The sequence below is a fragment of the Empedobacter sp. GD03797 genome, assembly GCF_029842105.1.
In the GTDB taxonomy this organism is placed as follows: domain Bacteria; phylum Bacteroidota; class Bacteroidia; order Flavobacteriales; family Weeksellaceae; genus Empedobacter; species Empedobacter falsenii_C.
The window spans coordinates 38,331-53,114 of the sequence record NZ_JAOCFS010000009.1 but is presented as its reverse complement, the minus strand read 5'-3'; the positions used below and the strand labels follow the sequence as shown (position 1 = coordinate 53,114).

Below are 14,784 nucleotides of genomic sequence, written 5' to 3'. Positions count from 1 at the left end.
TACTAGAATAAAACATTAATTTCCTGATATCCCATTAACAAAAGTGTCTACGAATCCTATGATTTTATTTAGAATACGATCTCCGATTTCCTTAGATTTTAATACACTCGGTCTTCCCTCTTTTCGTAAATCTAAAATTTCTTTTCGCAAAGGTTCACGTTCTGTAAACAAATAGTTCTCTATAAGTCTTTCTGTTTTTTCTTCAGAAAGATTTTCCGTCTTGACTAACTCCTTGAGTGCTTTTTCTTGCTCTACAGTCCAGAATTTTTCGAACTCTTCAGGAATGGTATCCGTATCTTCAATATGGGGTAAACTTTCTTGAATAAATTTCTCAATCAATTCCCTTTTACTTCTTAATGATACTTCGGTGTTCAGTAAATTGAAAATATCTTTTTCGATACTTTCTTTGTCTTTTACACTATGTTTCGAATTGAATTTAATCAATAACTGAAGTATGTAAGTTACATTGATTGTATCACGTCTAATCAATTCCAGTTCAAAATCTATATCATTGAGAATAGACGCTTTTTTAGACGGGTCAGCAGGATCAAGTCTTTCCTTTAAATCCAAATATTTACTGGTGTAATCTGCAAAAAGCTGTTCTTCCATCTGTAAATCATCCCAAGTAAATTCTGTATAATGACTCATTTTCTTGTGCAAACGCATCATGGCGCGGAAAGCCAAAATAAATTGTAGCTGATCTTCTTCCGAATATAAGCCATCAACAGACACTACTTCTGGAACAATTTCTAATAATTTCTGTGTGGCTTCGTTGAACTTTTCTACATACGCTTCGTAGGGTTCAACTATGATTTCGTCAATTGCTTCTTTATTGCTGAATAAAGCGATTGCTTCGTCTGTCTTGTCTTTAAGGTTTCGGAAACATACAATATTTCCCTGTGTTTTATTCTTATCCAGAATACGATTGGTACGGCTAAAAGCTTGTATCAATCCATGATATTTCAGATTTTTATCAACGTATAATGTGTTTAAATATTTACTATCGAATCCTGTCAAAAACATATTGGCAACCAACAAAATATCTGTCTCATTTTGTTTTGACTTCTTTGCTACTGCATTGTAATAGTTGTAAAATCCTTCGGTATCTTTTACGTTCTGTTTCTCTCCAAATAATTCATTAAAGTCTTGCACATACGTTTCTAATAATTCTCTACGATGAGGTTTGTAGCCGTAAACTGCTTGTGGTTCAGCAACCATTCCTAATTGGGAATAAACAGCATCTTCCATTTCCTCTTCATTCTGAGCAAAGCTAAAAATGGTAGCTATTTTTAAATCGTGCTGTCCCTCTTGTTTTTTACGCTTGAAAATTTCATAGTATTGAATGACCGAATCAATATCCTGTACACACATCATTGCACAAAATTTCCTGTTTTGCGTTTTCTGATCGTGGTATTGAATGATGTAATCTATAATGGCTTCCTTTCGTTCAGGAGCTTCAAAAACTTCAGTTTCATTGATTTGCTCTACTTTTAAATCAATGATATGTTCTTTCTGTTTGAAAGTCTGAATGTATTCTACAGAAAATTTCAGTACATTCTCATCACGTATGGCATCTGTAATTACATATTTATGCAGGCATTTTCCAAACAAGCTTGCAGTTGTTTTTTCTCCATCTGCATTCTCTGCCAAAATAGGAGTACCTGTAAAGCCAAATAATTGAATATTGGTAAAATAATTGACGATGTTTTTGTGGGTATCACCAAATTGCGAGCGGTGACATTCATCAAAGATAAAAACCATCCTTTCGTGCTGAATGGATTTCATTTTTGATAAGTTTCTACCTGAAATTGCATTATTTAGCTTTTGAATGGTGGTAACGATGATGCGAACATTCGGGTCGTTTAATTTACGAATAAGGTCATCCGTATTAGTAGCAGAACTTACCGAGCCCTTACTAAATTTATCATACTCTTGGTTGGTTTGATAATCCAAATCTTTTCTATCTACCACAAAAACCACTTTTTTGATAGCTGGAATTTTGGATAGAATCTGACTGGCTTTGAAGCTGGTTAAGGTTTTTCCACTTCCAGTTGTATGCCAGATGTAACCATTTTTTTCGATGTTATAGCCATTCAGAATTTCGTTTTCTTTTACCTTTTTGATAATACTTTCTACCGCATAATACTGATATGGACGAAGTACCATCAGACGTTTATCAGTTTCATTCAGAACGATATACTTACAGATCATTTTACTGATATGACAAGGTTCTAAAAAAGAATCGGTAAAGCCGTTTAAAATATTATTTAATGGATTATTTTGTTCGTCTGTCCAATGAAACGTCTGAAGATATTCCTGCTTATGTGTTCCAAAATTACTGAAATATTTGGTATTTACACCGTTACTTATAACGAATAATTGTACAAAATGAAACAAACCCTTTCCAGCACCAAAGCTATGTTTTTGATAACGGTTGATTTGGTTGAATGCTTCTTTCATTTCCAAACCTCTTCGTTTCAGCTCGATTTGCACTAAAGGCAATCCATTCACCAGTAAGGTAACATCATAACGATTTTCATATTTCCCTTCTTGTGTAATTTGATTGGTTACCTGATATTCGTTCTGACACCAATGTTCTACATTGAGAAATTCAAAATACAGGTTATCACCATTATCCCGAATAATGTGATGTTTTTTTTCACGCAATACTTTGGCTTTTTCGAATACAGAACCTTTATTAAGTATATTCAATACTTTTTCAAATTCACTATCGCTAAATTGTATATGATTATGCTTTTCTAATTGTATTTTCAGGTTTGCCAGTAAAGCTTTTTCATCAACAATAAAAGCGTATTTATATCCCAATTTCTGTAATTGGTCAATGAGTTGCTCTTCTAGAATTTGTTCGGACTGTTTGCTCAAAATAATTATGAATTAGGAGTTTATCTTATTTTTTTTACCTATGTACAAATTTAACAAAATATAATGTTCTCCTAATCCATAATCTAAAACTTATCTAAGAGCCTTAAACATCTGCTCAATAGCTTTCTTCTTTTGTTCCATATTAGGATGTACATAAAGATTTAACGTAGTGCTGATGTTGGAATGCCCTAATAGTACACTTACCGTTTTATAATCGCAATTACTTTCAATACATCGGGTTGCGAAACTATGTCTTAACCCGTGAAATTTAAGTTCAGGCATTTTTAATTCTTTCATTAAATTTTTGTAATAGCTTCTGTAGGTTCTGGGTTCAGTTGGTTTAGCATCGTTTGTCAATACAAAAAATAAAGGATTCACAATCTTTTTAAATGGTTTCAATATTCTTAATAAATCCTTACTTATCGGAATTTCACGAATAGAATTTTTAGTTTTAGGGGTATCCAGAATCAATTCCGTTCTACGAGTTCCATCCTCTATCACATAAATACGCTGGATAGTTCTGTTAACACTGATAATTCCGTTATCTGTATCAATATCTTCCCAAGTTAAGGCACATACTTCCCCAATACGCATTCCTGCACTTAAACATATATATACACCTAAATTCCTAAATGTAAAATGCTCTTGTATATAGTTCATTATTTTTTTCTGATCAGTCTTGGTAAGCACTTCAATATTGTGCTTTTCTCGTTCAGTAGGAAACTGAATATCAAAAGGGGTATACTGTAACCATTTGTTTTTAGCTCCAAATTTCAAAATCATTTTCAGAACAATTAAAATATCCTTAATTGTTTTATGACTTAAACCCGTTTCCAATTTTTGAAAAACAAAGCTTTGAACATCAGCTTCCTCAATCGCAATTTTGTTGCCGAAATTAGGCAGTAGATGATTTTCAATCAATAGCGTATAAGCTGAGAAACTTGACTTTTTTACATACTGTTTTTTGTCTATTTTCCATAGATCGATAACTTCTGAGAGTTGTTTTTGTTCATTCATTATAATTTAATTTTTTAAAATCTCAAAGGAAAGCAATTAAGGACACTTTATCCCCCAGATAGATTTGGAACTAAGGTTCCTAATTTGAGATTTCCTGAATTTGCGGAGGAGTGGGAAACTAAGAAGTTGGGAGAGATTTTGGAATTTAAGAATGGTATTAACGCTACAAAAGAACAATATGGTAGTGGATACAAGTTCATAAACGTATTGGACATTCTCAATAACGAGTTTATAACACACGATAAAATTATTGGGAGTGTAAATGTCAATGAAGAAATCATTGATAAATTCCCAGTGAACTACGGAGATATTCTGTTTCAACGAAGTTCTGAGACACGAGAGGAAGTGGGAACCACAAGTGTATACTTAGATAAAGACAAAACTGCAACATTTGGAGGATTTGTAATTAGAGGTAAAAAAAATGGAGAATATGAACCTATTTTTTTGAATAAATCATTAAAAACTGATTTAGTAAGAAATCAAATAACATCAAAATCGGGAGGAAGTACAAGATATAATATTGGTCAAGAAATATTAGCTTCTGTAACTCTGTACTTTCCATCGCTCAATGAGCAAACTAAAATTGCATCATTTCTATCCTTAATAGATTCTCGAATCCAAACCCAAAACAAAATAATTGAACAATTAGAAACCTTAATTAAAGGGCTTTGTCAGAAACTAATTCTAAATCAAGTACCAAATAAGAAAATAAATAATTGTGTTTCTTGCCATTCATCATCATTAACAGAATCCGATGTAATTGATAAAAATGGAATTTACCCAATTTATGGAGCTACAGGTGTTATTGCATTTACGGAAAATTCTCAAATTAATGAAGATGCGATTTTAATAATAAAAGATGGTTCTGGAGTTGGAAAGGTTCAATACGCATCAGATAAGTTTTCGGTTATTGGTACTTTGAACTATCTAACTGTAAAACCAGATGTTAATTTGAAGTATATTTTTTTCTGTTTAAAATTCTTCAACTTTGAGAAATACAAAGTTGGCTCTGGGATTCCACATATCTATTTCAAGGATTATGGAGAATCATTAATTTTTTGCCCATCACTTGATGAACAAGGTAATATTGAGAAATTACTATCATCACTTGATGAGAAAATAAATCTTGAAAAGACGTTATTAAAAAAATATGAGATACAAAAAAAGAACCTTTTACAGAACTTGTTTATATAAATAGGTTCTGTAACAAATATTGTTTTTGAGAATGGTATTTATCTAAAATATTTTTTTCTGTTTGAATTTTTGTTTCAATAACAGAAAGAAAATTGGCAATGGTAGTTTGCTCATCTAAACAAGGAGATTTGATAGGCATAGATTGAAGCATTGGCAATCGTAATGATTTTACAGTAGAACCAACTGCTTGTGATTGTAAATATTTATCATCATTAAGTAAATGGTAATATAAATATTTTCCATATATTCCACTGAAATCAAAAATCGCATATGTTCGTTGATGAAGATCAAATTTTCCTATAAAATATTTAGGGATAAATTCTTGCCCTTCTCCTGGAACAATTACTGCTTCTTTATCAAACAAAAATCTACTACTTGTTCTAATATCTTGTGACCTGTCAAAAAACGTATATTCTCCATTTAACATAGAATCTTCTCTATTAGAAGAACCAGTTGTTATGGTTGATATGTCTCCTAATTTCTTCAATTCCCATTTGTCTGTAAATTCCTTAAATCTGATTTCTTGCGAAAATAGCTTTTCACTTAGCCCTTTAATTAAGGATTTTATTTCCTATGTGAATACGCTTAGTAAGAAAATAATCTCTGGTCAATTGAAATTTAAAGATAAAAATGGCAATAATTTTCCTGAATGGGTCTCGAAAGAATTAGCAGAAGTTATGTCTGTTCCAGAAAAAATAAAATCAAAGAATATTGACAAAAGTAGATTACTTACTGTAAAACTTCATTTAAAAGGTGTTTCTCAAAATGATAATACAAATACTTTATCATTAGGTGCAACAAATTATTTCATTAGAAAGAAAGGACAATTTATTTACGGAAAGCAAAATCTTTTTAACGGAGCTTTTGGTATTATTCCTGATGAATTTGATGGATTTTTATCTTCTGGAGACGTACCTGCTTTGGATATTAAACACTCAAAAATTAACACGGCATATCTAATCTATTTTTTAGGCAGAGTAGATTTTTACAAAAGATTAGAAGATTTGGCAGCAGGTTCTGGAAGCAAACGGATACATGAGACTACATTATTAGGAATTAAAATAGATTTTCCGACAATTGAAGAGCAACATAAAATAGCTAGCTTCTTATTATCTATCGATGGAAAAATTGAGATTGAAACCAATATCTTACAGAAGTTAGAGAGACAAAAGACATACTTTTTAGCAAATTTGTTTATATGAATAAATTTGCTAGAAGATATTGTTTCTGCTTAATTAATAGCATATGAATTTCAAATTCAGTTTTTACTTTATCATCAATACTTGATAGAAAATCTGCAACATGTTTCTGTTGAATATAATTTGGCAATTGAATTTTCATAGGCTCAATTTCGGAAATGTAATGCCGTTTGTGTTCATTTGACGATAGATTTAAAAATGACAAATATTCAAATATAAATTTTAGGTTCACATTTGGTTTAGCCGTCAGTATTTTAATTGCTGAAGATTTTACTTTGAATGGAAAATCAACAAACTTCATATCCATTGTGAAATCATCGAAAATAATACAGTTACCTTTATTGTAAACCCCGAACAATTCATCTGTATATCCTAATATAAAAGCTTTGTTCGCTGTCAAAACTGGATTCAAGGAAGAATCAGGGGAATAATCAGTATTTGTAACTAAATATTTAGTGGGCTGTTCGTAATTTAAAGTGTCCTTAATTTGAATATATTCATTTTCTTGATTAAGAATTTGTTCATATAGCTGATAGCGAATCGTATTCTTTAATAACTTCAGCTCCTCAATTATTTTGTTTTGGGTTTGGATTCTTTCATCGATTAGCGATAAGAAAGAAGTGATTTTGATTTGTTCGGACAACTTAGGAAAAGTAATTTTTATTCCCTTAATGATTCCTCCACTTAGATTTTCTTGACTACCTTGGTTACTTAAATCTCTTATTTCATCATATCTTTTTACTAAGTTTTGAAAAGCAAAAAAAGAATTAAGAACTTCTTCATTAGTTATTATTGCTCCACAGGCTTGATTTGTTGTTGCTTCAATATTTAATATTGCAACCTTCCCTCTCGTTTTACCCTGTCCATACATTGCCATCAACAAAGTTCCTATTGGAAATAGTTTTGCAGATGAATTTTCAAGACCTTCTTGTGTAATATATTCTTCAGATTTTTCAATAAGATTAAAATCAATTAATGTAGTTGATATCCAAGGGATATCTCCATCCCAATATAATGGATTTGCTCTACTTGGGGTTCCTCCCGAAGAAACAGAAGAAATCTCTCCCAACTTCTTAGTTTCCCACTCTTCAGTAAATTCAGGAAATCTCAAATTAGGAACGTTTCCTACTTTTAATTTTTTATTTATCATCTCGATGATTCAATTTTCGTTAGTAAAAACATTAAGGATATAAAAAATTAAAAAACAAGTCCCAATTCCTTGAAGTACACATCAATCTCTTTGTCCAGTTCCGCTCGTTTCGCTTCTAAAGATTTGATTTCCTGCATTACGGCTTGGATATCGATTTCTTCTTCGGCTTCAAACGTATCTACGTAGCGAGGAATATTGAGGTTATAGTCATTCTCTTCAACCTCTTTTAAAGTAGCTAAGTGGCTGTATTTTTCAATAGTCGTTCTGTTACGGTAGGTTTCTACAATCTTATCGATATGTTCTTCTCGCAACATATTTTGGTTCTTTACCTTTTCAAATTCTTTGCTGGCATCAATAAATAAGATATGGTCAGGATCTTCCTTACACTTTTTAAATACCAGAATACAGGTCGGGATACTTGTACCGTAGAAAATATTGGCAGGCAAGCCGATGACTGCATCCAAATAATTTTTCTGTTCAATCAGGTATTTACGGATGTGTAATTCTGCTGCTCCACGGAACAACACACCATGTGGAAGAACAATAGCCATTGTTCCATTCTCTGCCAAATGATAAATCATGTGTTGCACAAATGCAAAGTCAGCCTTGCTTGATGGTGCTAATTTTCCATATTGGCTAAAACGGTCATCATTTAAAAATAATGGATTGGCACTCCATTTCGCTGAAAAAGGAGGATTTGCGACAATCGCTTCAAATGGCATATCGTTCAAATGCTGTGGATGTTCTAGTGTGTCTTCCTGTTTAATATCAAACTGACGATAATGCACTCCATGTAATATCATATTCATTCTGGCAAGATTGTACGTTGTGCGGTTCATTTCTTGTCCGTAGAAATTATTTACATCCTTTACTTCTCTTGCCACACGTAATAATAATGATCCTGAACCACAAGTTGGGTCATATACCGATTTTAAACGGTTTTTTCCAGTTGTAACAATCTTTGCAAGAATCTTAGAAACTTCTTGAGGGGTATAAAACTCCCCAGCTTTTTTTCCTGCACCGCTGGCAAACTGACCAATCAAATATTCATAGGCATCACCTAAAACATCTAATTCTGTATCATTCAATTTGAAGTCAATTTCATCGAGATGCTTCAAAACTTTTACGATAAGTGTATTTCTAGCATCAGCCGTTCTCCCCAGATTATTACTATTCAAATCCATATCAGAGAACAAGTCCTCAAAGTCTTCTTCACTTTGTGTACCCATTGTACTGAGCTGGATATTGGTCAGGATTTTTTGTAAATCTTCAAGAATAAAATTGTTATCACCTCTTTTGGTAATTTCACTAAATAGTTCAGAAGGCTTTAAAAAATAACCCAATGTTTCCAGAGCTTCTTCCCGAATAGCTTCAATATATTCTAAACCTTTGGGCGTATCTTCTTTGATATCTCTGAATTGAATTTGGTCTTCTTCCAAAATGGAATTCGCATAGATTTCCATTTTTTCAGCCAAATATTTATAAAAAATAAATCCCAAAATATAATCTCGGAATTCATCTGCATTCATTTTTCCACGTAACGTATTGGCTATATTCCAGAGCTGTTGCTCTAATATTTTCTTCTGTTCTTCTGACATTGAAATAAGCGTTATTTGATTAGGGATTTTTAATCCTTAAGAATCTACTAAAATAGTAAACTTTTAGATTCTAAACATTATACTTGCTATAAAAATGATGGATATCTAAATTGGTAAACTTGCTTTAGAATTTTTTTAAAATTTATTTATTGACAATGATGTCATCTGTTATAACTTTCTACCTTTCTTTTTCTTCATTTGGTTAGCAAACTGTTCTTCCTCGTAATCCTCACCCTGTGCATCGGGCAACAAGCTGAACAATCCCAAATGAGAATTAGACAAATTCTCATTTGAAAGAAACTCAAAAAGGTCTTTTGTCGGTAGGTTGTCTATTTCATTTGCTTTGGAAACAGGGCTGTCCTGTATCTTCAATTCGGTTTGTTTCTGTTATTAAACCAATCATTGAATACGTTTGCCGACAAGTTTCTATCTAAAGCCGAACCATTCCAAACACTACGGCTTTCGTGGTCAATAAAGGTCATTCCGTAAATCCGTCCTTCATTATTACGTCTTACAACTGTATTAATACCCTGCTCGGTCAACTGCTTTTTAAAATCTGTTTCGTTGCTTGTGGTATGTATGGCAAGCTCCACCGTATTTTTCAGAACAGACCTTACAGGCGTGGTTTTCATTTTCTCTTTGGACTGCTCAAAGTGTTTTTGCAGTTGTGCAACGCCTGCATCTTTCCCGAAAAGCGATGCCTTGAACGGATTACTTGCCTTATTTCCGTTCTCGTCCAATTCCACATACACCAACCCGTTTACAGGTTGTCCGTTCCGCTCGCCCTTGACTTCCTCCGCAGTGATATTGAAAAGTGATAGTAAAGCATTGTAACTACCCATAGTAGAAAAGCTATAATAATTAGGCAAATACCTTACTACCGAAGCAATCTGACTTTTAATATCGCCATTTTTATGATTTACAGGCCTGAAAACTTTATTGGCTTGTTTATGCTCCTGCTCAGTGGCTTTGTTCAGATTGTATTTCTGTTCCAAATCCCGACAGATTGCCATTGAGCGTGGATGGTCGTAATCATCGGGGATTTTTTTACCGTCAATGCCCACGCAAGTTGAAACGATGTGTATATGCGTTCTGTCAATATCCGTATGCTTGAAAACGATGTAAGGTTGATTGCCATATCCCATACGTTCCATATACTCCTGTGCCATTTGCATAAACTGCTCATCGCTGACTTTATCTGAAGGATCTGGATTCAGCGAAATATGCCGTACCGTCTTTTCTGTTTTTATATTGGCAGACAGATAAGGCTCAAAACACTTATTGAAATATGCTACGGAATACTTACCGTCCATTGTGTCGGGTATTTTGTTCAGCAATAAAACCGCTCCATTTTCCGTGTTAACTTTTTGCTGATTGTACAAAATAGCTCCGTACATATTGCTTCCTTTTCCGATTTTTGCAATCATATTTTTATTCTTTTTTCAGATACTTCTCTTCAAATTCTTGTGTTAAACGGATGACTTCCTTAGTGACTTTTACCAATTCTATGGTTTCTTTTTCCAATTTAAAAAGGTACGTTCCTGCTTTTTTCTCTGAAAAATTGCGGTACAATATCTTCACAATCTGATTATAATTTGTTCCGATTGCTCTAAATTGGCTAAAAAATCGGGTCAACTTTTCGTGATATTCTACTGCATCCATATTAATTTTGACAGTCTTTACCGTCTTTTGAAAGATGCAAGCTGTAATAAAATGAGCGATTACTTTCATTTCTGATTGGTCAAAAAGGGCAAGAAACTTGGCATTGTCCTCTGCATTCAGGTTAATGGAATACCGATTTACGGCAGGGTCAGTCTTTGGTTTCCTTCCTGTTTTCCTAATTTGTTTTCTGTTTTTCTCTTCCATAATAATCCATTTTTAATTTTTAATAAACGTGCGACTTCGGAGCCGTTTCCAGCCCCCTGCAAGGGCAAGTGCTTTTGAGGTACCGAAATTCATTTCGAGGACCTCAAGAGATAACTTGCTCTGAACAAGGGTTCAGAAAATCCGTTTTGCAAACGGATTGGAGTTAGCAGGAAAAACCCATCGCTACCGATTACAAATTTCGGCAAGACTATTTGAATAACAGCTATTTACCATAACGACAATGAACGCCAAATGCTACCTTTGAGTGCCATATCAACATAGACTGGGACTGCTTTTGCTTTCTTTGTATATGGTTAGCTGGCTGATTGTTTATATCCTTAACTATGTAACCAATCAGCATAAATCCTGACAGCAAATCTGCGTGATTGAATGCAGACGAATTACAGATTTTTGAGTTAATGAACTAACCAATTAGGGGTATGCAGGTGCTTAGGTAGATAGGTAGATAGATGCAACAGTATGTACAGCTGATTGCTTAGTTAACCAAACAGCTAATTGGATATAATATTAAAAACAAGAGATATGGTACACGAAGAAAACAAAAATCAGCAACCCGAAAAAGAGGATTTTTCTATTGAAAATTTCCTAACTGATGAAAAGAAGCAACCATTCACGGAACAACAGGTAGTAACACATCGGGAAGACTTTGCCAAACCCGAAGTAGATGAGGAAGCTATTATGCGTGTAATGGCAGGCGAAGAACCTTCGGAAACTGAAACGCAACATACAAAAATACCTGCGAGTAATACAAAAAAGATGATTTATAAGCCAAAGAAGCTGACCAAAGAGGATTACTACGGACAGTTCTTTAAAATTCCGAACAGTACAGCAAGCAGGGGGAAATCGGTCTATGTACGGCAGGAACACCACGAAACATTTAACAGGCTCACCAATATTATGGGCATCGACAAACTGACGATTTATGCGTATCTGGACAATATTATCGAATACCACTTTCAGGAGTTTGGTGAATTGATTAGGGAAATCTACAACGAGAAACACAAACCGTTATTCTAATAAATATACGTGGTGGGTGGTACGTTCTCTCTCCTAAAATTATTTTCCAAAACAAAAAAACAGAAAAAAAAGAAAGCCATTCAAACAAGGCGGACAGGTGGAAAAACCAAAAGGAAACGGAATAAGTCCCGAAGGGTGGCAGGGCAACAAAAAAACTCGGCGAAGCCACCTTATCTGCCCTGCCATTATGCCGTAGTCTTTTGGTTGGGCGGTGCGGTGGGTGTCCGCCTTATCTTTGCTACCTTTTGTTCTTTTTTTAATCCCATTCTAATATAATGAAAGGGTACAAAAAACACGTGTGGGCTAACGATGGGGTGTTTTTGGTATGCTTTCCCTTATCCGTACAAAACTTTTTAAATGTGAAGGGGCTTTGCGAGGAAAATTTAAAGTGTTTTGAGGATTGCTTTCCATTTACATTGTGCCAATACGAGCCAAATACTGCCACATAAAGCCAAAGGAAAAAATACATTCCCTTGTGTTCTATATTGGGGGAAATTTTGAAACTATGGCACAAAAAGCAACAACCGACAAGGAGCGGAAAGAGAAAGTACAAATCAAGGAAGAAGAGCGTAGCCCTTTGATGCAGGTTGATAAGCAGGGCGACCCGATTTCCAATTTCATAGCCAATTTTAAACGCCAGTTCAGGGAAACAAAAGGCTTAATAAATTGGAACAGGCTGTTCGGTGGCAGACGTGCCGAACAGCCAAAACAGCCTGCCCAGCCCGAAAGCGTAATTGGTGCTACAAAAACGGTTATGCGTTCGGATTTCAAAAACGATGAAAAAAGCCAGACTGTACAGCCTAACAAAAAGCCTGCCTTGAGAATGGACAATACAGTCAAAACACAACAGGCTCGCCCGAAAAACAATAAACCAAAACTGGGATTTTAATACCGCATTTGGCAACTGTACGCCAAATACCGCCATCAGATGCAACATTAGGATGACCTATGTAAATAGCTTTTATTTTCGAGGTTTAAATGATGCAGATATGGAAATAACAGTTTTAGACATTCAGATTTTAAAAGCATTGAACAGGGAAGTTAAGGAAGTTTCTTTATTGATTAAGGAAATGACCGCACCCTACAAGGCATTGCAACAGGCAACGAAATGGCTCGACCAGCAGGAAGCCTGCCAACTGCTGAACATCAGCAAACGAACATTGCAGACGTACAGGGCAAAAGGCATTCTTGGGGCAACGCAAATCAATCGGAAGACGTATTTCAGATTATCCGAAGTGGAATTACTGATGCAGGGAGAGCGACCATTAAAAAAGCAGAAGAAATGAAACAGATTGGAGATTCAAACGAAGATATGCTTGCACTGCTCGAAGCTGTGGTAGGCATCAAAAATGAACTGCTGTATATCAGGGAATATTTTCATCCACTCTTAAAAGGGGAAATCTACCTATCAGGCGAACAGGTTTGCGAGATGTTGCATATCAGCAAACGGACGTTGCAACAGTACAGAGATGACGGACTGATACCTTTTATCAAGCTCGAACGAAAAATCTTGTTTCGTGAAAGCGATATTATCAAGGTGTTGGAAAATAACTATCAGCATTAGCCGAATGTTTAGGAGTGTTTTATATCTTGTCTGATTATTTTTATAAATAGGATTCTAGTTTTTTTAAAATTTCATTTACTATAAATCGACTATTTTGGATTGATCTCTCATTCTCATTTGTGACATCCACAAAACCGAGTTTACATTTCTTGCCTAAATTGTCATAATGAAATGTTCCGAAATTGCTGTCAATTTGATTAGTTTTAGGATAAAGTAATAATGTTTTTTCAGCTTTCCAATGCAGATTATAAACAAACATTTGCTTTAAATCATCGTCTGACGGATTGTTTACTTCAATTATTTTCCATTTGGTATCAATGACAAAAGTTTCGTCTTTGGTTTTCAATACAATGTCTGGACGAATACGTTTGTTCTCCCAAAACTTATCGGAATTTTGAAACGATACTTCGATTTCTTCGGTTTTGTGTTTTTGAAGAATACGGAAAATATATTCTTCCCACAAAGCATTCATATCGAACAAAAGAGTGAGCAAATTCTCGTTTCCGTAATTTAATCTTGGTGAATAATTCAGAATGATAATTTTTGCAATATTAATCGCTTTTTGATAGTCGTTGTTTTTTCGATCAATAATGATTTTATCGAAATGTTTTTTCTGAATATTGATATTTTCAATATCTTGAAATTCAAATAGCAATCGGTTTAATTTGTCTTTCAAAGAATCATTGACAAAAGCTTTCAAAACCAATAAACCTTTATAAAGAATCTGATGTAACAAATGGTTTTTATCGTAAACCTGATGTTCACAATAAAAATGCTCTTTATGCACAACATTTTGTTGAATGTTTTGAGCAAAAAGCAATTTGCCTTTTAGTGCATTTTGATTGGATTGTTTTTTTCGGTATTTCTTTATCAATCCTTTTTTTACCAATCGTTCAATTTCATTCAGATATAGCTCAAAATAAACATCTAAAATTGAATGATAGCGTTTTTTGAGTTGCGTTTCTGAAATAGATTCAACCTGAATTTTCTTGCAGATTTTCAGCATATTGAGCAACACATTTTGCCATAAATTTTTGTCTGCATTTTCGTTATTATCGGCTTTCGGAAGAATCTCAATCGTCAATCCACCAATTTGAATGACACCAACATAACTCCCAAATCGGATTCCTTGGTGAATAATCGTGAAATATTTGTTTTGATGCAGTTCGTTGAATTTTACCATTGCATCAAAATGATGCTTTCGGAAATATCCCGAATCATCGTATCGCAATTTTTGATACTCAAAAACTTGTATAAACTTTTTGTTTTGCATCA

Annotated in this window: 13 protein-coding genes and 1 pseudogene; 6 read left to right on the top strand and 8 right to left on the bottom strand. The window is 34.0% G+C overall.

All coding sequences use genetic code 11. The features are described 5' to 3' along the window. Positions 1-15 precede the first annotated feature (15 nt). Positions 16-2,883, bottom strand: a complete 2,868-nt coding sequence (locus N5D90_RS08370) for a type I restriction endonuclease subunit R (protein ID WP_280062153.1) — start codon at positions 2,881-2,883, stop codon at positions 16-18. Between the two features lie 90 nt (positions 2,884-2,973). After that, complete coding sequence (locus N5D90_RS08365; protein ID WP_078795224.1) at positions 2,974-3,900, bottom strand: site-specific integrase; 927 nt, start codon at positions 3,898-3,900, stop codon at positions 2,974-2,976. Positions 3,901-3,984: 84 nt separating this feature from the next. Here N5D90_RS08365 and N5D90_RS08360 point away from each other — a divergent pair, with 84 nt between their 5' ends. Next, the gene (locus N5D90_RS08360) at positions 3,985-5,094 is read left to right on the top strand and encodes a restriction endonuclease subunit S (RefSeq protein WP_280062152.1); all 1,110 of its coding nucleotides are present in this window, start codon (positions 3,985-3,987) and stop codon (positions 5,092-5,094) included. Here N5D90_RS08360 and N5D90_RS08355 read toward each other — a convergent pair. Then, positions 5,087-5,581, bottom strand: a complete 495-nt coding sequence (locus tag N5D90_RS08355; protein WP_260136724.1) for a restriction endonuclease subunit S — start codon at positions 5,579-5,581, stop codon at positions 5,087-5,089. The genes N5D90_RS08360 and N5D90_RS08355 overlap by 8 nt on opposite strands. Before the next feature lie 124 nt (positions 5,582-5,705). Between N5D90_RS08355 and N5D90_RS08350 the strand changes: the two genes are divergently transcribed. After that, complete coding sequence (locus N5D90_RS08350; RefSeq protein WP_280062151.1) at positions 5,706-6,296, top strand: restriction endonuclease subunit S; 591 nt, start codon at positions 5,706-5,708, stop codon at positions 6,294-6,296. Here N5D90_RS08350 and N5D90_RS08345 read toward each other — a convergent pair. From N5D90_RS08345 to mobA, 4 genes and pseudogenes are all read right to left on the bottom strand, one after another. After that, entirely contained in the window at positions 6,289-7,443 is a 1,155-nt protein-coding gene (locus N5D90_RS08345) for a restriction endonuclease subunit S (protein ID WP_280062150.1), read from the bottom strand. The two genes, N5D90_RS08350 and N5D90_RS08345, sit on opposite strands and share 8 nt — an antisense overlap. A 47-nt stretch (positions 7,444-7,490) precedes the next feature. Beyond that, the gene (locus N5D90_RS08340) at positions 7,491-9,041 is read right to left on the bottom strand and encodes a type I restriction-modification system subunit M (protein ID WP_002984843.1); all 1,551 of its coding nucleotides are present in this window, start codon (positions 9,039-9,041) and stop codon (positions 7,491-7,493) included. Between the two features lie 168 nt (positions 9,042-9,209). Then, positions 9,210-10,468, bottom strand: a pseudogene (gene mobB, locus N5D90_RS08335) (conjugal transfer protein MobB). Between the two features lie 4 nt (positions 10,469-10,472). After that, entirely contained in the window at positions 10,473-10,907 is a 435-nt protein-coding gene (gene mobA, locus N5D90_RS08330; RefSeq protein WP_280062149.1) for a conjugal transfer protein MobA, read from the bottom strand. A 543-nt stretch (positions 10,908-11,450) separates the two neighbouring features. On the opposite strand from mobA, the gene N5D90_RS08325 reads away from it, so the two are divergent. The 4 genes from N5D90_RS08325 (at position 11,451) to N5D90_RS08310 (ending at position 13,509) form a co-directional block, all read left to right on the top strand. After that, positions 11,451-11,945: a DUF3408 domain-containing protein gene (locus tag N5D90_RS08325; protein ID WP_099366022.1), complete on the top strand. Its 495-nt coding sequence runs from the start codon at positions 11,451-11,453 to the stop codon at positions 11,943-11,945. Between the two features lie 505 nt (positions 11,946-12,450). Beyond that, positions 12,451-12,834 carry a hypothetical protein gene (locus N5D90_RS08320; protein ID WP_059333860.1) on the top strand — a complete coding sequence of 128 codons (384 nt, stop codon included), beginning with the start codon at positions 12,451-12,453 and terminating at the stop codon, positions 12,832-12,834. Between the two features lie 52 nt (positions 12,835-12,886). Beyond that, positions 12,887-13,231 (top strand): helix-turn-helix domain-containing protein, encoded by a 345-nt coding sequence (locus N5D90_RS17110; protein ID WP_317167696.1) that lies wholly within the window; start codon positions 12,887-12,889, stop codon positions 13,229-13,231. Beyond that, on the top strand, positions 13,228-13,509 hold the full coding sequence (locus tag N5D90_RS08310) for a helix-turn-helix domain-containing protein (protein ID WP_347881112.1): 282 nt from the start codon (positions 13,228-13,230) through the stop codon (positions 13,507-13,509). The genes N5D90_RS17110 and N5D90_RS08310 overlap by 4 nt, the downstream gene beginning before the upstream one ends. A 40-nt stretch (positions 13,510-13,549) precedes the next feature. Here the strand turns inward: N5D90_RS08310 and N5D90_RS08305 are convergent, their stop codons facing one another. Beyond that, positions 13,550-14,782, bottom strand: a complete 1,233-nt coding sequence (locus N5D90_RS08305) for an McrC family protein (protein ID WP_260136336.1) — start codon at positions 14,780-14,782, stop codon at positions 13,550-13,552. Between the last annotated feature and the right edge of the window lie 2 nt (positions 14,783-14,784).